Annotated in this window: 17 protein-coding genes; 14 read left to right on the plus strand and 3 right to left on the minus strand. The window is 35.2% G+C overall.

Annotated features, from left to right (window positions below):
* Nucleotides 1-200: 200 nt before the first annotated feature.
* From ACNQGN_RS02105 to purE, 3 genes are all read left to right on the plus strand, one after another.
* Nucleotides 201-1844 carry a DUF1501 domain-containing protein gene (locus ACNQGN_RS02105; protein ID WP_417986201.1) on the plus strand — a complete coding sequence of 548 codons (1644 nt, stop codon included), beginning with the start codon at nucleotides 201-203 and terminating at the stop codon, nucleotides 1842-1844.
* A gap of 114 nt (nucleotides 1845-1958) precedes the next feature.
* On the plus strand, nucleotides 1959-3116 hold the full coding sequence (locus ACNQGN_RS02110; RefSeq protein ID WP_417986202.1) for a 5-(carboxyamino)imidazole ribonucleotide synthase: 1158 nt from the start codon (nucleotides 1959-1961) through the stop codon (nucleotides 3114-3116).
* A 47-nt stretch (nucleotides 3117-3163) separates the two neighbouring features.
* Nucleotides 3164-3646: a 5-(carboxyamino)imidazole ribonucleotide mutase gene (gene purE / locus ACNQGN_RS02115; RefSeq protein ID WP_417986203.1), complete on the plus strand. Its 483-nt coding sequence runs from the start codon at nucleotides 3164-3166 to the stop codon at nucleotides 3644-3646.
* Between the two features lie 99 nt (nucleotides 3647-3745).
* On the opposite strand, the gene ACNQGN_RS02120 is transcribed toward purE, so the two are convergent.
* Complete coding sequence (locus ACNQGN_RS02120) at nucleotides 3746-4417, minus strand: hypothetical protein (protein ID WP_417986204.1); 672 nt, start codon at nucleotides 4415-4417, stop codon at nucleotides 3746-3748.
* A gap of 215 nt (nucleotides 4418-4632) precedes the next feature.
* Between ACNQGN_RS02120 and ACNQGN_RS02125 the strand changes: the two genes are divergently transcribed.
* The 3 genes from ACNQGN_RS02125 (at nucleotide 4633) to ACNQGN_RS02135 (ending at nucleotide 7954) form a co-directional block, all read left to right on the plus strand.
* The gene (locus ACNQGN_RS02125) at nucleotides 4633-6660 is read left to right on the plus strand and encodes a M3 family metallopeptidase (protein ID WP_417986205.1); all 2028 of its coding nucleotides are present in this window, start codon (nucleotides 4633-4635) and stop codon (nucleotides 6658-6660) included.
* Nucleotides 6661-6748: 88 nt separating this feature from the next.
* Nucleotides 6749-7456 (plus strand): YqjF family protein, encoded by a 708-nt coding sequence (locus tag ACNQGN_RS02130; protein ID WP_417986206.1) that lies wholly within the window; start codon nucleotides 6749-6751, stop codon nucleotides 7454-7456.
* A 6-nt stretch (nucleotides 7457-7462) separates the two neighbouring features.
* Nucleotides 7463-7954, plus strand: a complete 492-nt coding sequence (locus tag ACNQGN_RS02135) for an SRPBCC family protein (protein ID WP_417986207.1) — start codon at nucleotides 7463-7465, stop codon at nucleotides 7952-7954.
* Nucleotides 7955-8165: 211 nt separating this feature from the next.
* Here the strand turns inward: ACNQGN_RS02135 and ACNQGN_RS02140 are convergent, their stop codons facing one another.
* Complete coding sequence (locus ACNQGN_RS02140) at nucleotides 8166-8831, minus strand: PEGA domain-containing protein (RefSeq protein WP_417986208.1); 666 nt, start codon at nucleotides 8829-8831, stop codon at nucleotides 8166-8168.
* A 178-nt stretch (nucleotides 8832-9009) separates the two neighbouring features.
* Nucleotides 9010-9831: a UbiA prenyltransferase family protein gene (locus ACNQGN_RS02145; protein ID WP_417986209.1), complete on the minus strand. Its 822-nt coding sequence runs from the start codon at nucleotides 9829-9831 to the stop codon at nucleotides 9010-9012.
* A 135-nt stretch (nucleotides 9832-9966) separates the two neighbouring features.
* On the opposite strand from ACNQGN_RS02145, the gene gcvP reads away from it, so the two are divergent.
* From gcvP to ACNQGN_RS02185, 8 genes are all read left to right on the plus strand, one after another.
* The gene (gcvP, locus tag ACNQGN_RS02150) at nucleotides 9967-12816 is read left to right on the plus strand and encodes an aminomethyl-transferring glycine dehydrogenase (RefSeq protein ID WP_417986210.1); all 2850 of its coding nucleotides are present in this window, start codon (nucleotides 9967-9969) and stop codon (nucleotides 12814-12816) included.
* 91 nt (nucleotides 12817-12907) lie between these two features.
* The gene (locus ACNQGN_RS02155; protein ID WP_417986211.1) at nucleotides 12908-14254 is read left to right on the plus strand and encodes a M48 family metallopeptidase; all 1347 of its coding nucleotides are present in this window, start codon (nucleotides 12908-12910) and stop codon (nucleotides 14252-14254) included.
* Nucleotides 14255-14277: 23 nt separating this feature from the next.
* Nucleotides 14278-15825, plus strand: coding sequence for a DUF6770 family protein (locus ACNQGN_RS02160; RefSeq protein WP_417986212.1), 1548 nt, complete (start codon nucleotides 14278-14280; stop codon nucleotides 15823-15825).
* Nucleotides 15826-16176: 351 nt separating this feature from the next.
* Nucleotides 16177-17235: a 3-oxoacyl-ACP synthase III family protein gene (locus ACNQGN_RS02165; RefSeq protein WP_417986213.1), complete on the plus strand. Its 1059-nt coding sequence runs from the start codon at nucleotides 16177-16179 to the stop codon at nucleotides 17233-17235.
* Between the two features lie 215 nt (nucleotides 17236-17450).
* Complete coding sequence (locus ACNQGN_RS02170) at nucleotides 17451-17975, plus strand: class I SAM-dependent methyltransferase (protein ID WP_417986214.1); 525 nt, start codon at nucleotides 17451-17453, stop codon at nucleotides 17973-17975.
* Nucleotides 17975-18823, plus strand: a complete 849-nt coding sequence (locus tag ACNQGN_RS02175; protein ID WP_417986215.1) for a glycosyltransferase family 2 protein — start codon at nucleotides 17975-17977, stop codon at nucleotides 18821-18823. Before ACNQGN_RS02170 ends, ACNQGN_RS02175 begins: the two co-directional genes overlap by 1 nt.
* A gap of 78 nt (nucleotides 18824-18901) precedes the next feature.
* Nucleotides 18902-19651 (plus strand): MlaE family ABC transporter permease, encoded by a 750-nt coding sequence (locus ACNQGN_RS02180; protein WP_417986216.1) that lies wholly within the window; start codon nucleotides 18902-18904, stop codon nucleotides 19649-19651.
* The gene (locus ACNQGN_RS02185; protein ID WP_417986217.1) at nucleotides 19648-20409 is read left to right on the plus strand and encodes an ABC transporter ATP-binding protein; all 762 of its coding nucleotides are present in this window, start codon (nucleotides 19648-19650) and stop codon (nucleotides 20407-20409) included. Before ACNQGN_RS02180 ends, ACNQGN_RS02185 begins: the two co-directional genes overlap by 4 nt.
* Nucleotides 20410-20415 lie beyond the last annotated feature (6 nt).

The following is a 20415-nucleotide window of genomic DNA, read 5'->3' on the forward strand; positions in this document are numbered from 1 at the left end:
GACATTTAAGGAAACTTAAATCACAAGTGTTCTTGTATTATTTCACACATTTATTTAGCAAACAGGCATTTAAGGAAACTTAAATCACAAGTGTTTTTGTATTATTTCAAAAATTTATTTACCGTCAAAGATATTATGAGACCCCAAATCTCACCTGTTTTAGTAGTATTCCAATAATAAATTACAAAACAACAAATATCATGAAAAGAAGAAATTTTATTAAATTGACTTCTACAGCTAGCGCATTTTCATTATTGCCTACAGAAGTTTTTGCTCTCTTTAAATCGGCAGGCATGACGAGCTGCCCTGATTCCAGTACAAAAAAAATAGTATTGATCCAATTAGCGGGGGCTAATGACGGATTAAACACTATCGTACCTCTCAACCAATATGACACTTATGCCACATTACGGCCCAACATAAAACTAAATAATATTGGAGGAACAAATGGGGTAATCAATCTGGATTCCACTTTGGCATTAAAGGACCAGGTGGGACTGCATCCGTCACTCGTTGGATTTAAAAACCTATATGATAAAGGATTCATGAGAATAATTCAAGGTGTTGGCTATCCTTCTCAAGACAAATCCCATTTTAAATCTACTGATTTATGGCTAAGTGGAGGCGATGGAACTATGGCCAACAATTATCTCGATAATGGATGGGTAGGACGCTTCTTAGAGAATTATTATGTGGATTATCTGAATTCAAACTTTCCTTTAGGAATCCAGCTGGGAAGCAGTGATAATTCACTTGGTTTTCATGGAGAAGTTGAACATGGAATGTCTTTAAACATTAGCGGTCAGGATCTGTCCGGTTTCTATTCTGTGGTCAATGGTTTAGGCGGATTACCCCCAACAAACATTCCAGATTCAGAATACGGCAGTTTAATTCAATACATCCTTAACAATGACGCCGCTACAAATTCGTATGCACAAACTATTTCCAGCTCCTTTAATTCGGGAAGCAATACTTTAACCTATCCCAACACCAGCTTGTCCAATCAATTAAAAACGGTAGCACGCTTTATTTCAGGTGGTCTCCAAACCAAAGTCTATTTAGTCAAAATAGGTGGATTTGACACGCATGACATGCAGGTAGCTGCAAACAACACAGCACATTTAGGTGCGCATGCAAACCTATTAACCCACATATCAGAAGCAATCAATACTTTTATTACAGATTTGAACAACCAGAATATGGGAAATGATGTTATAGCGGTAACTTTTTCGGAATTCGGAAGAAAAGCAGGAGAAAATGCAAGTTTAGGCACTGATCATGGTGAGATTGCTCCGATGTTTGTTTTCGGAAGTGCAATAAATCCGGGAATATCTGGGACAAATGTAAATTTAGCTGAAGCAGTTTTGGCAAATAATTATCAAGTGAGAACTGTTCAGCATGACTACAGGAGGGTTTTCAGTACTGTATTACAAGATTGGTTTGGAACAAGCAACCAAACATTAGACATGACCTTCTACAATCACACCACTAATACTGGATTTTCAAACAATAAAATAGCCGATTTAATAAAACTTCCAAACGTCGTTAATACTACCTGCTATGCTGATAAATTACTTTCCGTTAACGAATTTCAAAATGCGCACGAAGTTATCGTTTATCCAAATCCAACATCAGAACTCATTACCATTAACTCCCCGAACAACAATGATGTCTATGCTGTTTCTATATACTCAGTCGACGGTAAATTTATTGGCAGGTATAAAAATCCTCTAATGACTAGCCAGCTTTCTATAAATGTTGAAAATCTAGCAACCGGATTCTATACTTTGAAAATTGAGACTGCCAATGGGAATTTTTCTAAAAAAGTAATTGTAAGAAGGTAATATCTTCAGTATTGAAACACCTATAAAACTATTTTACAAGTCGTATCTTTTTATTATTAATCATTTAAAAGTATCTTTGTAAAATCAATTTTACAGATAAATTTCTATACAACGATGAATTATTTTTCTTCTGATTTTAAACTGGGAATTCTCGGCGGCGGACAACTCGGCAAAATGCTGTTGTTTGATACGCGAAAATTCGACATACAAACTTATGTTCTTGACCCAAGTAATCAAGCGCCATGTAAAATAGCATGCAATAAATTCTTTAAAGGTGATTTAATGAATTTTGAGACCGTTTATAACTTTGGCAAAAAAGTTGACGTTTTGACTTTCGAAATCGAGTTGGTTAATCTTGAGGCTTTAGAAAAACTTGAAGAGGAAGGAATAAAAGTATATCCTTCTCCTAAAACATTGAAACTTATTCAAAATAAAGGAACTCAAAAAGATTTTTATATAAAACATGCCATTCCGACCGCAAATTACAAGCGATTTGGCAATCTAAAAAGTGTAATTGTTGACATTCTCGATTCCAAATTAAAATTACCATTTGTATGGAAATGCACTGAATTTGGTTACGACGGAAATGGAGTAAAAGTCATCAGACAAATTTCAGATTTAGATAATTTAGCCAATGTTGAATGCATCGCCGAAGAAATGATTCCTTTCAAAAATGAATTAGCGGTGATCGTTTGTCGCAATCCATCGGGTCAAATAAAAACCTATCCCGTTGTGGAAATGGAATTTCATCCGGAAGCAAACCAGGTAGAATACGTAATTTGCCCTGCCCGAATTGACCCTAAAGTTGCTGAAAAAGCAATTGCAATAGCATTAAATGTTTCTGAAAAATTCAATCATGTTGGCCTTTTGGCAGTCGAAATGTTTCAAACTGAAGACGACGAAATTTTAGTTAATGAAGTTGCTCCCCGTCCGCACAATTCTGGACATTATTCCATTGAGGCCAGTTACACTTCACAATTCGAGAATCACATACGCGCTATTCTTAATTTGCCTTTAGGAAATACGGATAGCAAAGCTGCCGGAATTATGGTGAATTTATCGGGTGCCGAAGGTTTTTCCGGAGATGTGGTTTACGAGAATATTGAAAAAATATTAGGTTGGGATGGTGTTACGCCTCACATTTATGGAAAAAAAGAGACCCGTCCCTTTCGAAAAATGGGACATGTTACTATTGTAAATAAAAACATTAATGAAGCTAGAATAATTGCTGAAAAAGTAAAAAATACGATTCGGGTAATCAGCAATCGATAATTTATTTCTAGTCGTTGTCCTGCACTTAAAAAAACAAAATAAAAAACATGAAAGTAGCCGTTATAATGGGAAGCATTTCTGATATGCCTGTAATGCAAGAAGCCATAGACATCTTAAAAGCATTTGATATAGAAACAGAAGTTGATATCGTTTCTGCACACAGAACCCCGGAAAAATTATTTGACTTTAGTAAAAATGCACACCATCGTGGGATTTCGGTTATTATTGCAGGTGCTGGCGGTGCCGCACATTTACCTGGAATGGTAGCCTCTATGTCTCCACTTCCTGTAATTGGTGTTCCTGTAAAATCAAGCAACTCTATTGATGGCTGGGATAGTATTTTGTCTATTCTTCAAATGCCAGGGGGTGTTCCTGTAGCGACAGTTGCATTAAATGGAGCCAAAAACGCAGGAATTCTTGCCGCTCAAATCATAGGGAGTCATAATAAAACTATCCTTGACCGAATAGTATTGTATAAAACAGGATTAAAAGAAGCTGTAGATATTGCCTCTGAAACCCTGAACAAATAATACAAAATATGATACTAAAGCTCCATAAAAATACCCCAAACAGTTGCTGTTTTTTGGATATTTTTATGGAGCTTTATTCTATTTTAAATCGGGAATGAACTATTCCACAGTCACCGATTCTACAAGAACCCCTTCAAATTCTGAAGCAATTATATCTTCTTTATTTAACCAATATTCAGAAGTTGTTAAAGCATAATTCACCTTATCCGAAGTTGTTAAATCCCATAAAATATCTTCCGCTTCCGGGAAAGGCGCATTTTCATTCATAGCCTGATCAAACAATCTTTTGATAAGATTACTATCCGACAATCCGTTGCTCAATAATTTCAAAACATTTTCTTTGGTCAATTCAGCTTCACTTTCGCCTTCTGATGGAGTGATACTGCAAGTAATGATTGTGGCTTTAGCATTAGGGAATTTACCGTTGTACGCTTTAAAAAGCAATTGGTTGACATGAAAAAGAACCGAATGCAAACCTATTTCAGGGTATTCTTCACATACTTTATCCAAAAACATATCGTTTGAAATTTGTTGAATTTGACCTTCATTTAAAGCTTCTGACAATTTGTATTCCAATACAATTACAGCAGCATCTTTGGGTTCAAAATCGGAAATTGCCATAAATAACAATTCTCTTAAACTGGCTGCATCAGCATCAGATGCATCTGGATAATCGAATTTTTCCAATAGTTTGATATAATCTTCATTTGTCCAATATTCCTCTATTTGATCTACAGTAATAGCGCTTTTTATTTCAATTTGATAGTTCATATTTTATTTTGTTTTTTGACTGGTTTCTTAAAAACCCAATCTTTTTTCACAATTTAAGGCTTTATTACTGCGAAACGAAATAAATAACATTTAAATAACACAAGTCACTCCGCCATTTTAAGACAAATCAATTCGTTTAGCAACCTCGTTTTTTTTAATAAATCCCTACCTTTGTTATCTATAAACATTGAATTATTTTTAGTAAAAAAATACAAATGAGTATCCTAACACACCATTTCAATACAAAATATAACACTGCTCCTTTTTCGAAAATTAAAAACGAAGATTTTCTTCCTGCTTTCAAAAAAGGAATCGAATTGGCAAAAGCCGAAATCGATGCCATTGTACGAAATCCAATACAACCAACTTTCGAAAACACCATTGAAGCACTAGCATTCAGCGGAGATGTTTTGGATCGAATCTCAAGCATCTTTTTCAACCTGAATTCAGCAGAAACAAATGATGAGATTCAAAAAATCGCTCAGGACGTTTCTCCTTTATTATCTGAATTTTCGAATGACATTCGTCTTAATCCTGATTTATTCGCCCGGGTAAAAACGGTTTACGAGCAAAGAGATAAACTAACGCTAAATCCGGAACAAACCACCCTTCTAGAAAAAAAATACAAAAGTTTTTCCAGAAACGGGGCTAATTTACCGGAAGACAAAAAGGATAAATTAAGAGAAATCGACAAAGAGCTGTCAAAATTGAGTTTGCAATTTGGCGAAAATGTTTTGGCAGAAACCCATGCCTTTCAATTGCATCTTACCGATGAAAGCGATTTAGCAGGTTTACCGGAAGGAACTATTGAAGCGGCTCGATCTTTGGCTAAAACCCAAGAAAAAGAAGGCTGGATTTTTACTTTGGATTACCCTAGTTATGTTCCATTTGTTACCTATGCTGACAATCGTGAATTGCGTAAGAAAATGGCAATCGCTTTTGGCGCTAAAGGTTTTCAGAACAACGAATTTGACAATCAGGAAATCGTTCTTAAAATTGCAAAATTGCGTTTTGACAGAGCACAGGTTTTAGGTTATGCCACGCACGCCCATTTCGTTCTTGAAGAACGAATGGCAGAAAGCCCAGAGAAAGTAAAAACATTCTCGAATGACTTATTGGAAAAAGCCAAACCTGCAGCTTTGAAAGAATTTGCACAATTGACTGCTTTCGCAACAGCGCTGGACAAAATCGAACAACTGGAAAAATGGGATTCCGCGTATTATTCCGAAAAATTGAAACAGCAATTATTCAATTTGGATGATGAAATATTAAAACCTTATTTCCAATTAGAGAAAGTCTTAGACGGGGCTTTTGCAGTAGCGCAAAAATTATACGGAATCACTTTTGAAGAGATTTTCGAAGTGGACAAATACCACGAAGAAGTAAAAACATACGAAGTAAAAGATGAAGATGACCAACTGGTTGCCGTATTTTATGCTGATTTCTTCCCAAGGAAAGGCAAACGCAACGGAGCCTGGATGACCTCTTTTAAATCACAATACATAAAAAAAGGAATCAACGAAAGACCCCACATTTCTATTGTGTGTAATTTCACTAAACCTACCGAAACAAAGCCATCATTATTGACTTTTAACGAAGTGACCACTTTGTTTCATGAATTTGGGCATGCTTTACACGGCATGTTAGCCAATACCACCTATCCAAGTTTATCTGGAACTTCTGTATATTGGGATTTTGTGGAATTACCAAGTCAGATTCTGGAGAACTGGTGTTACGAGCCGGAAGCACTGGCTTTGTTCGCGTACCATTACCAAACTGGAGAAATGATCCCCGTAGAATTAGTGCACAAAATTAAAGAAAGCGCTAGTTTTCAAGAAGGAATGGCAACGATGCGTCAATTGAGTTTTGGATTGTTAGACATGGGATGGCATGCACAAGACCCCTCAAATATTAAAGACATCAAGGCATTTGAAACCGAGCAATTTGCCGCTACACAACTCTATCCTGATGTAAAAGAAAATGCAATGAGCACTTCCTTTTCCCATATTTTTCAAGGGGGTTATTCTTCCGGATATTACAGTTATAAATGGGCTGAAGTTCTCGACGCTGATGCCTTTGAATATTTCCAGGAATGCGGTATTTTCAATAAGGAAGTGGCCACAAAATTCAAAGAGAATGTACTCTCTAAAGGCGGAACAGAACATCCAATGATTTTATACAAACGTTTTAGAGGACAAGAACCAAAACCGGAAGCACTATTAAAAAGAGCGGGATTGGTTTAAACAACAACTATCAAAACCCGAAGTTTAAGTGCTTCGGGTTTTTTAATATATTTTCATCTATTTCTGAAAATTTAAATGCAACGAAATCATGAGTTTTCTAAAAGCCGAATGGAATAATTTAGCAATGCTTAATTATGAAGTCAATCCTCAAATATTAGAAAAATATGTCCCTAAAGGAACCGAAATAGACTACCACAACGGCAAATGTTATATTAGTTTTATTGGGTTTCTATTTGAAAACGTGAGAATTCTAGGAATGAAAATCCCTTTTCATTCTGATTTCGAAGAAGTAAACCTACGGTTTTATGTCAAACGCCTGGAAAATGGAGCTTGGAAAAGAGGTACGGTTTTTATTAGTGAACTTGTCCCAAAATACGCCATATCGTTTGTAGCAAATACATTCTACAACGAGCATTACCAGACTTTACCAATGAAACACACTTATAAAGTAAATGAAAACTCCCTGGAATTCCTTTACCAATGGAAAATGAATGGGAACTGGAATACCATTCATGTAGCAACCAATAAAAATCTCATTCCGATTGAATCGGGCTCTGAAGCTGAATTCATCACCGAGCATTATTTTGGTTACAACAAAATAAATGAAAATGAAACTTTTGAATACCACGTCACGCATCCCAGATGGCAACAACTGGAAGTAATCAACAACTCTTCCCTAATTGATTTCGAAAGTGTTTATGGAAAAGAATTTGCTTTTATTAAAGATTTAAAACCTGCATCCGTCTTCCTGGCTATTGGCTCTCCAATCACCATTGAAGACAAACGAAAAATCTAATTATTGATGAGAAAAATAAAAATAAGAACTATAATAAATGCACCGGTACAAACTGTTTTTGACGTATCAAGAGACATTGATATACACCAACAATCTGCGAGTCCTACTAAAGAAATGGCTATTGATGGGGTCACTTCCGGACTAATCAATTTAAATGAAACGGTGACATGGAGGGGCAAACATTTTGGAATTTATATGACCCATAAAAGCCGAATCACCGCTATGAATCTGTATGAATATTTTGTAGATGAAATGGAAGAAGGAAAATTCAAATCATTTCGACACGAACATTTTTTTTATGAAAAAGATGGAATCACCGTCATGAAAGATAAAGTCTATTACCAGGTGCCTTACGGAGTAGTTGGAGAATTATTTGATTTTCTGTTTCTAAAAAACCACCTGATTAATTTCCTTCTCAAAAGAAATAAAGTTCTGAAAGCCTTATCTGAAAAATCAGAAGTAACAGCCACCACAGAACCAATATGCTTTCCAGCCTAAGAGAAGTACACTATTTAGTGCTTTTTTCAGTGGCACCAGAAATAACGACATCGTGACCACTAGTGTAGGTTGACAATTAATTGGGATTGTAAATTCACTCCTTACTGAATTATTTGGAAGTGAAAGCTTTCGGCACTTTGAAAGAATAATTTTTAAAACAAAAAAACCGAAGTTTTGCGCTTCGGTTTTTTCGTTTATCGTGATGCTTTTCTTATTTCTTCATCAGTCTGTTTGAGAAATCTGAAATTACATTTTTATATTTTCTAAGAATCCTGTCCCAATCTTTAAACTGCTCGTCTGCTTTTACACTAGTTCCGCTAACTCCTGAATACTCACTATTAAGCTTAACTTTAAATGTAAGAGGATCTGATTTCGATAATTTAATAATCAAACGCGTTCTAATTGTATTTTGTTGAAATGATTGAACGCTCCATGCTGTTCTTAAATAGGATGTTTCTTTATCACTTACTTCAATAGCATCAAAATAATCAGTAACTATTTGCGTAGTAAGCTTCCAGGCTTCTGTAATGTTTAAATCTGGATTTACTTCAATTTGAAAATCTACGTTTGCCTGATCCGTTTTGATAGAAGCCTCCTCAGCATCATCTTTTTTCATTTCAAAATACACACTTGAAGGCGGCTCAGGTCCCGCTTTTTTTCCACAAACTGTAGATTCATACTTTAAAAAACCCGGTTTTTCAACTTTAATTTTGTAACAGTCTTTTTTATCCAGACTCAATTTATAGCTTCCAGTCCCTACATTAGCCCCATTAACAATAATGTTGGCGTCCGGTTCGGAAGCACTAATTTTAACAGTTTGCGCACTAGCAAAACTAAAAACAAACAAGACAACTAGAGTAAGTAATTTTGATTTCATAAATAATTAATTTTAAATGAGTTAGAAGTACTGTATACGTATTTAACATTTCCTTAAGACAAAGTTAGAGATTATTATAAACAAAATACTACTAAACTTCAAATTAGCTTAATTTTTACAGAATTACATTCAAAAGACCCAAATCAACATTAATTAACCAAAAAAAACATACAATACCCTATTTTTTACAAAAATAAAGCCATAATAACCACCAAAGAATCGGTATGCTTTCCACCCAAAAAGAAGTATAATATTTAGTACGTTTTTCAGTGGCAAAAACCAGAAATAACGACAGCATAACCACTAGTATCAGGTTGACAATTAATTGATTTTCATCGAAATTACTTTTTAGCAATTCCAGAAAATAAAACGGAATTAAAAGCAGCAACCCCACTATTTTGGTTCGCTTTACTCCTATCTGTTGTGGTACGGTCTGCAAATGCGGATCATCATTAGCCAGATCAATAATTTCAAAAATAAGCACCAGTACAAAAATCAAAATAAACCGCTGTATGCATTTGAGATAAAAATCAAGCCCAATCGAAACATCGGCATTCAGAATTGGCAACACCAGAGTCACTCCTACCCAACACAACGCCACAATATAAATTTTAACCCCCGCCCAGTTTCTGGCATTTTTTTTATTTGGAAAAAACGGAACGGTATACAACAGTGTGATACTCAAAAAAGCAACCGCTACTATTTGGGTAATGCGTTGCAAATGAAAAAAATAAAAACCAACCAAAAGAAGCGCAAAAAAACTAAATACGGCGATGATTTTTAACTCCTTGCGCATTTTTAATTTTTTGGCCCTGGCCAAAGCATCGTATTTTACGAAATTATATCCTACAATTGTTCCAAAAAAAGCAAAATTTGCGATGGATTCATCTCCGGAAATGTGGAACATGTGTTGCGTCATTCTCACCAGGGCATAACATGACAATCCCACGTGAATACTGCTATTGATATAAAATTTGAATAGTTCTTTGAAAATCCTCATGAGGCAAAATTAATCAATTGTGAACAAATACATCATTTAGTTGAAAAATCAATAAAAAAGGAAGCCAAAAATGCCGTGTACATTATTAATAATACTTAATTTTGCACCACAAAAAAACAACACCTACATTTTTATATGAAAACAGATGCTTTTGCTTTAAGACACATTGGTCCAAGAGAAAACGACCTACAACATATGTTGAAAACGATTGGAGCGGAGACGCTTGATCAATTGATTTTCGAAACAATACCTAGTGATATTCGTCTAAAAGCTGATTTAGATTTAGAGCCGGCTATGACCGAATATGAATTTGCAAACCACATTCAAAAATTAGGGAATAAAAATAAAGTTTTTCAATCGTACATTGGTCTAGGTTACAATGCAGCAATCATCCCTGCAGTAATTCAAAGAAACGTTTTTGAGAACCCAGGTTGGTATACTGCTTATACGCCTTATCAGGCCGAGATTGCACAAGGACGTTTGGAAGCAATTTTGAATTTCCAGACTACGGTTATCGAATTAACAGGAATGGAAATCGCAAACGCTTCTTTACTGGATGAAGGAACTGCTGCTGCTGAAGCAATGGCATTACTTTTCGATGTTCGTTCTCGTGACCAAAAGAAAAATAACATTTGTAAATTCTTCGTTTCAGAAGAAATTTTACCACAAACATTATCTGTTTTACAAACACGTTCTACGCCAATTGGTGTTGAATTAGTAATTGGGAACCATGAAGATTTCGACTTTTCAACAGACTATTTTGGAGCAATCCTTCAATATCCCGGAAAATTTGGACAAGTGCATGATTATACTGATTTTATTGCTAAAGCGGGTGCAAACGAAATAAAAGTAGCTGTTGCTGCTGATATTTTGAGTTTGGCAAAACTGACTCCTCCTGGAGAAATGGGAGCTGCAGTAGTGTTAGGAACAACACAACGTTTCGGAATTCCGTTAGGCTATGGTGGTCCACATGCTGCCTATTTTGCTACAAAAGACGAATACAAAAGAAGCATGCCAGGAAGAATCATCGGGGTAACCGTTGACACTAATGGCAATCGTGCACTTCGTATGGCATTGCAAACACGCGAACAACATATTAAGCGTGATAAAGCAACTTCAAACATTTGTACTGCGCAAGTTTTATTGTCCGTTATGGCAGGAATGTACGCCGTTTATCATGGTCCAAAAGGATTACAATATATCGCTAATAAAGTACACGCTTCAGCAGCTACCTTGGCAAACGAATTAGAAAAACTAGGTTTACAACAAACCAATACCGCTTTCTTTGACACGATCGTTGTTAAGGCTGACGCCCAAAAAGTAAAAGCGATTGCCGAACAAAACGAAATTAACTTTTATTACATTGACGAAAATACGGTTTCTATTTCTCTGAATGAAACGACAAGTATTGCTGATTTGAATACCATTATTTCTGTTTTTGCTTCCGCAACTAACAAACAGGCAACTGCAATTGAAAGTTTATCAGAAACCAATCATTTTCCTGAAAGTGTAAACAGAACCTCACCGTTCTTAGAACATGATGTATTCAACAAATTCCATTCGGAAACCGCTTTGATGCGTTACATCAAAATGTTGGAAAGAAAAGATTTAGCTTTGAATCATTCTATGATTTCATTAGGTTCTTGTACTATGAAGCTGAATGCAGCTTCAGAGATGCTGCCTTTAAGCATGCCACAATGGAATAACATTCATCCATTTGCACCACTTGATCAAGCACAGGGATACCAGGAAATGTTAGCTAAACTAGAACAGCAATTAAATGTAATCACTGGTTTTGCAGGAACTACTTTGCAACCTAATTCAGGTGCCCAGGGCGAATATGCCGGATTAATGGTTATTCGTGCCTACCACCAGTCAAGAGGAGATCATCATAGAAATATTGCTTTAATTCCTTCATCAGCTCACGGAACTAATCCGGCATCAGCAGCTATGGCGGGAATGAAAGTTATTGTTACCAAAACTTTAGATAACGGAAATATCGACGTGGAAGATTTACGTGAAAAAGCAATTCTTCACGCTGACAATCTTTCTTGTTTGATGGTAACGTATCCATCAACTCACGGTGTATTTGAAAGTGCTATTAAAGAAATCACACAATTGATTCACGATAACGGCGGACAGGTATATATGGATGGTGCTAATATGAATGCGCAAGTAGGACTTACAAACCCTGCTACTATTGGTGCTGACGTTTGTCACTTGAACTTACACAAAACATTTGCTATACCTCACGGTGGTGGTGGACCAGGTGTCGGACCAATATGTGTTGCTCCGCAATTAGTTCCCTTTTTACCGTCAAACCCAATAATTCCAACTGGAGGAGAAAATGCTATTACCGCTATTTCTGCTGCACCTTGGGGTTCGGCTTTAGTTTGTTTAATTTCCTATGGTTACATTTCAATGTTAGGTGCGGAAGGACTGAAACAATCTACTCAATATGCAATCTTAAATGCGAACTATATCAAAGAGAAATTGAACGGACATTACGACACGTTATATTCTGGAGAAATGGGTCGTGCAGCGCACGAAATGATTTTAGAATGTCGCCCATTCAAACAAAAAGGAATTGAAGTTACTGATATCGCAAAACGTTTAATGGATTATGGATTCCATGCTCCTACTGTCTCTTTTCCAGTTGCGGGTACATTAATGATTGAACCAACAGAAAGTGAAAACCTAGAAGAATTAGACCGCTTTTGTGATGCGATGATATCAATACGTAAAGAAATTGAAGCTTCTACTCTGGAAGACAAAAACAATGTTTTGAAAAATTCTCCACATACATTAGCCATGCTAACCGCTGACACTTGGGATTTCCCATACACTCGTGAACAAGCAGCTTTCCCATTGGATTATATTGCTGAAAATAAATTCTGGCCAACGGTTCGCCGAGCAGATGATGCTTATGGCGATAGAAATTTGGTTTGTTCTTGTGCGCCAATTGAAGCGTATATGGAAAACTAATTTTAACCATTTAAAAAAAAACAAAAATGCCTCGATATATCGGGGCATTTTCATTATACTTGTATTGGCAAAACAATTCTTACAAGTATATATGAGAACAAATCTATTATGCTTTCTGTTCCTACTGTATTTTGGCTTCTCCCAAGCCCAGAATAATGACTTTGACTATTACCCTCACAGTATCGATTCTCTGGAAAATTATCTTACCAGAATAACTACTACTAAAATAAATGAGTTTTCCACTATTCAGCAAAAAAAGGCAAAAGAAATACTTCTGGAGCGAAAAGTATCCTTTTTAAAAAATGTAAAGGACAGTACGTTTATTTTTGACAAAACCATTAATGGGTTTCTTCAAAAAACACTTACCGAAATATACCATTCAAATCCCCAAATTGACACAAAAAATTTTTATTTTCTGATTAACAAATCCCTAATCCCTAATGCTGCATGCTACGGGAACGGACTATTCTCGGTTAATTTAGGTTTATTCACGCTTATTGAAAATAATGATGAAATGGCTTTTATTATTTGCCATGAAATAGCACATTATATCTTAAAACACAACGACAAAGCGCTCGAAGAATACATCCAGACATTCAGCTCTAAGAATACTAAGCAACAGCTTAATGCCGCTTCAAATAAAAAATATGGACGTCGATCCGCTGTAACTTCATTATTAAAGGACCTGCAATTTAATTTTATGAAGCGAAGCCGAAGCGCAGAAACACAAGCCGACTCGCTTGGTTTTATTTTGTTTAACAAGACAAAATACAACAAACAGGCTTCGATAAATATTCTAAAAAAACTCGATACGACTGATGGTATACTTTTCAACAATCCAACAAATCTAAAACAAAATTTCACCTTCGAAGAATACCCGTTTAAAGAAGCATGGATTGCCCAGGAAGACAAAATGTTCGACATTACCGAAAAAGTAAATGATTTGGAATTTGATAAAGATTCCACAAAAACACATCCTGACATTCCTCTTCGTATCAAAAATATAATCCAAAACTATACCATCTCCCCAACAAATCCAACCAAAAATGAAATAGATCTGGTACAGAAAAAAACAGCTGAAAACAGCATTAAAATCTTTTTTGACGACTCTAAATTAGACTTTGCGCTCTACCAATTATTGTCCCTTTATGAAAAAGAGGAATTAAATAAAAAAGACTTTACCAGTTCTGTTGCCCACCTATTAAAAAAAGTATACGTTTTAAAAGAAAAACACGCCTTTGGAAAATATGTAGAACCCGTAAACTCTTTTTCCGAAGAAAAATATATTAATGAGATACGGTTATTTTTAAACAATCTTGAACTAAAAGAACTCCGAAAAATTGGTTATTATTTCTGTCTAAAAAACGAAGTGCTATCAAAAGAGGATGCTGAATTTCAAACTGCCTATACTTTCTTCAAAAGCTTAAATAAAAATTAATACAATCAAACAACAAACCAATTATGAAAAAAATCAGTACGCTACTATTAATCTCCTTTGTGGCAAATTTAACTTTTGCACAAACAAAAAAAATTAATGAAGTCAATACTTTTAAAGTAAAGAATTCAGGAGCAATCCTCAACAAAGAGAAGGATGTTGATGGCTATTACTTTTTCTATGAAATAGACAAGTTAAAAAAAGGAAATCGCGAATTTGCAATTCAGGTTTTAGACAAAAATCTAGTTGAAGTAGCCCAGAAAACCTATGTTGATAATAAAAATACTTTTTTAATGAAAAGTAGTTTTAACAATCAAGGGATAATGTTTGCGATGGCTAATTTTAAAGAAAAAAAGATCAGCCTGCTAAGCTATGATAAGAAAGTAAATGCATTACCAACAATTGACATTCCCTTGGAAAGTAAAGAAATCCGCTACATTCAATACATGCAACAAACTGGTGATTTTAATATTATATTTCCTGTTGAAAACAAAGGATTTATTTTCAACAAGTTTGAAGACAATAAAAAAATAGGATACTCTTTAAAATACTACCCAACCGACGGTGGAAATGCATGGGAATACAATTCTCCTGAAGATTCAAAAGAAATATTAGCAATAAATCCAATCGAAGTAAATGATAAAGTAATTGTTGCTTTAGAAACTTCAAAACCTAGTCTTTTATCACGAAAACTAGCCCTAAGGACAAAAGTTATTGATGTAAATACAGGCCTGTTATTGTATGAAAAAGAATATAGCAAAAACAGCAAACCAAGATTAATTAACAATGCATTCCTTGACAAAGACGACAATGTTGTTTTAATGGGGGAATATTTTAAAGAAGGTGATAATATTATTGATGATAAAAGTTTAGGTTTGTTTACGGAAGTTATCGATTTATCCGGAAAAACTTTAAAAGAAAACTTTACCAGTTGGAAAGAAGACGTTGCAAAAATTGCAAAAGTGAGCGGTAATTACATTGAAGACAAAGGATACATTTATTTTCATAATATTGCCAGAACAAAGAACAATGAGTATTATGCCATTGGAGAGTTTTATAAAAGAACAGCAAATGCCGGAGGCATAGCACTAAATACCCTATCGCTATTAGCCGGAGGTGGTGGAGGTGCAAGTGTTACACAACTTACAATTACAAATTCTGTAGTGTTCAAATTTAATTCTGATTTCAAACTTATAGAAATTCAAGAATTTGAAAAAGGAAAATCAAGAGCACCGAGTCTCTCTGATTTTGGAAGCCCACAATTAAATGCGCATGCCTTAAAAGCCTATGGTGCGTTTGATTATGAATATACCCAACTCGACAAAACAAATGATCGTTTCTATGCTTGCTTTATCGATTATGAAAGACTAAAAGGCGAGAAAAATAAAAATGCGTTTAAAACTATCATTTGTGATAACGGCCAATTATCCGAAGATAAAATCTACCTGGAAAGTGACAATAACAACAATGATTTCCGAGTTTTGCCAGCGAAAGTTGGAAATGTTCTGTTACTGGAATACGACAAGAAATTAAAAGAAATAAACATACACTTAGAAAAATTAAATATAAAATAATCCCACTAAGAGCCACTAAAAAGTGGCTCTTTTTTTATTCCTGCCCCGCAATCCAATTCGTAATACTACGCAATGACTGCTTTCAAAAATTCACGATTTAGAAACAAACAAGCAGTAGTACAACATTTAATCTCAAACCGATTTCCCTTTCTAGATTCTGAAAACATCAATTTTACCAAGCACAACAATTCGGAAATCAATATCGCATCATTTTTTTGCAATTCGTAATAAAATAATCAATATTTTTGCCAATAAATTATTATTCCACAATTATATGCATGCATAATAAATTTTGTGAGTGTACTAATTTATTTATGATTAAATTAGCCTGAATTTTTGGAAAACAACCCGATGAAAATAAAAATAACTGGAATAGGAAGTTATATTCCTGAAAAAAAAGTAAGCAATACTGACTTTAGCGAACATATTTTTTTGAATGAAGACGGAACAGCTTTTGGCTACGCTAATGAAGTAGTCATTAGTAAATTTAAAGGAATAACTGGTATAGAACACAGACGTTATGCCGAAGACCAATACACCTCTTCTGATTTAGCTTTTTTTGCTTCTCAAAAAGCAATAGAAAATGCAGGAATTGATCCTGAGACTATTGACTATATCATCTTCGCACATAATTTTGGTGATGTAAAATGCGGAACAAATCAATCTGATATGATTCCAAGTTTAGCCACGCGCGTAAAAAATAAATTACAAATAAAGAACCCAAAATGTGTTGCTTACGATATCCTTTTCGGATGTCCGGGCTGGATTGAAGGTGTTATGCAGGCCAATGCTTTCATCAAATCCGGTATGGCAAAACGTTGTCTGGTAATCGGAGCTGAAACACTTTCAAGAGTGGTTGATGCCCATGACAGGGATTCCATGATTTATTCAGATGGCGCAGGCGCTTCTGTAATTGAAGCCTCTGACGATGAAACAGGAATGTTGGCTTATGAAAGTGCTACTTACGCTAATGATGAAGCGAATTATTTGTTTTTTGGAAAATCGTACAATCCTGATTTAGATCCAGACATCAGATACATAAAAATGTACGGACGCAAAATCTATGAATTTGCATTAAGCCAGGTTCCAGCTGCTATGAAAAGTTGTTTGGACAAAAGTGGATTAGGCATTGACGATGTAAAGAAAATCCTTATCCATCAGGCCAATGAAAAAATGGACGAAGCGATAATCCAACGTTTTTACAAATTATACGACAGACCCGTTCCAAAAGACATTATGCCGATGAGCATTCACGAACTTGGAAACAGTAGTGTAGCAACCGTGCCAACACTTTATGACCTTTTAATTCGCGGAGAAATAGAAAATCAATCCATACAAAAAGGAGACATTCTTATTTTTGCATCCGTTGGAGCAGGAATGAATATCAATGCATTTGTTTACAGATATTAATTTTATTTGGAGCTAATCCAGCGATACACTTTAGCCCACACTTAAAAAATGTGTTTTTTTCAAACCTTAGAAAGAGCTTCTTTTTGCTCCCTTTTTAGGCTGCCAAAAACTGCATTTTTTTGGTCGTGGGCTTTCGGTTGCTATCTCGGTTAAAAATTCTGCAAATAAGAAACTTATCTTTGTACCTTTGCATCTTTGTTGCTAAAAATAAAAAAATGTACGAAAAAACGTTTCCAAATAAAAGATTCAAACATACTTTAGAATTTCTAAAAAAACACATCTCCACAGATGAAACCATATTAGATTTAGGTGTAGAAAATCCTTTCTCTAAAATCATGAAATCGGAAGGATTTGCGGTTAAAAACACAACAGGGCAAGACTTAGACATCGACCAAGCCGTACTTTCTGCCGAAAAACAGGATGTCGTAACTGCTTTTGAAATCTTCGAGCACCTACTAAACCCGTTTACTATTTTAAAAGAAATAAAATCCGATAAGCTTTTTATTTCCATCCCGATGCGTTTGTGGTTTTCACCAGCATACCGAAGCAAAACCGATATGTGGGACAGACATTACCATGAATTTGAAGATTGGCAATTGGACTGGCTATTGGAAAAAACAGGCTGGAAAATAATCGACAGAGAAAAATGGACCAATCCGGTTAAGAAATTTGGTCTTCGTCCATTATTGCGAAAATTTACCAACAGGTATTATATTGTTTACGCTGAAAAAATAAAATAATGAATTATTATATTGTTATTCCGGCCCATAATGAAGAAGCATTTATTGCTTTAACACTGCAATCCTTAATTTCACAAACTGTCTTACCAAAAAAAGTAGTCGTTGTCAATGATAATTCAACTGATAAAACAGCCGAAATTGTAACTGCTTTCGCCAAGGAAAATCCGTTTATTACTTTAGTAAATAAAACGTCAAGCGCGATACATCTTCCGGGAAGTAAAGTTATTCAAGCCTTTCACAAGGGTTTTGAGACATTGGACCAAGAGTATGACGTCATCGTAAAACTAGATGCCGACCTAATTCTGCCCACTAACTATTTTGAAACCATTTTAACTATTTTCGAAAAAGATGCAACAATCGGAATGGCTGGTGGATTTGCCTACATCGAAAAAAATGGCGAATGGATTTTAGAAAACCTAACCGATAAAGACCATATTCGTGGCGCTTTTAAAGCGTACAGAAAAGCTTGTTTTCAACAAATAGGAAATTTAAAACCTGCTATGGGTTGGGATACCGTTGATGAATTACTATCTAAATTTTACGGATGGAAAGTAGTTACTGATGCTTCCTTAATCGTAAAACATTTAAAACCAACTGGTGCGAATTATAATAAAACAGCCCGCTACAAACAAGGAGAAGCGTTTTATACTTTAGGGTACGGATTTCTTATCACTGCCATAGCTTCGGCAAAACTGGCAATGATGAAAAAGAAACCTTTACTCTTTTTAGATTATATCAAAGGTTTCTGGAAGGCCAAATCAGCCAAAACACCCTTATTGGTAACGGCAGAACAAGCTAAATTCATTCGATCCTATCGCATAAAGAAAATGAAAGAAAAGCTTTTTTAGCTTCAAAAATCAAAAAACTATAAAGTGCAAAGTGTAAACTGCTAACTAATCCTTAATTTAGCCCATAATCGCAAAACTATGATGCTCATTCGATATATAACGCAGATAGGAAGATACTTCTTAATGCTAAAAGAAATTTTCAACAAGCAGACGAAATGGTCTGTGATGAGAAATCTGATTTTTAAGGAAATTGATGATTTAATTATTGGTTCCCTTGGTATTGTAGCCTTCATTTCTTTCTTTGTTGGAGGTGTTGTTGCGATTCAAACCGCATTAAATCTGACCAATCCTTTAATTCCAAAATACCTTATTGGTTTTGCAACAAGACAATCGGTAATATTAGAATTTGCACCCACTTTCATCTCTGTAATTATGGCAGGAAAAATGGGTTCTTTTATCACATCAAGTATTGGAACGATGAGGGTTACGGAACAAATTGATGCCTTGGAAGTGATGGGCGTGAACTCGTTAAATTATTTAGTTTTCCCAAAAATAATTGCCCTACTATTGTATCCTTTTGTTATTGGAATCAGTATGTTCCTGGGAGTACTGGGTGGCTGGATGGCTGGAGTTTACGGTGGCTTCACCTCAAGCTCCGAATTTATAAATGGTGCTCAAATGGATTTTATTCCATTTCATATCGTTTATGCTTTTCTAAAGACATTACTCTTCGCAATGTTACTGGCAACTATTCCTTCTTTTCACGGGTACTACATGAAAGGTGGTGCACTTGAAGTAGGTCGGGCAAGTACCGTTTCATTTGTTTGGACATCGGTTTCGATCATTTCTTTCAACTATATATTAACACAATTGTTACTGGGCTCATGATAGAAGTACAAAACATAGAAAAATCATTTGGCGGTACCAAAATTCTTAAAGGTGTTTCGACCGTTTTTGAAACTGGAAAGACAAATTTAATTATCGGACAAAGTGGATCCGGAAAAACGGTCTTACTTAAAAGTCTTTTAGGAATCCATACTCCTGAATCTGGAACAATTTCATTTGATGGCAGGATTTATTCTGAATTGAACCCTGACGAAAAACGAGATTTACGAACCGAGATAGGAATGGTTTTTCAAGGAAGTGCATTATTTGATTCCATGACTGTTGCTGAAAACGTAGGTTTTCCGTTAAAAATGTTCACCAAAGACAATAATGCAAAAATCCAGCAGCGCGTCGATTTTGTATTAAAAAGAGTCAACCTTATTGACGCCCACAAAAAATTACCTTCGGAAATTTCAGGAGGAATGCAAAAACGTGTCGCTATTGCGCGCGCTATTGTAAATAATCCAAAATACCTTTTTTGTGATGAGCCTAACTCCGGACTAGATCCAAACACGGCTATATTGATTGATAATCTCATCAAAGAAATCACAGAAGAATACAATATCACAACCGTTATAAACACGCATGATATGAACTCCGTAATGGAAATTGGGGAGAAAATTTTATTTCTTAAAGATGGTTTAAAAGCCTGGGAAGGAACAAAAGAAGAAATTTTCAGAACCGACAACGAAGCTGTTGTGGCGTTTGTTTATTCTTCTAATTTATTCAAAAAAGTACGAGAAGCCTATCTGAAAGAGTAAAACAGC

Origin of the sequence: Flavobacterium rhamnosi, from assembly GCF_048286515.1 — a bacterium.
Classification (GTDB): domain Bacteria; phylum Bacteroidota; class Bacteroidia; order Flavobacteriales; family Flavobacteriaceae; genus Flavobacterium.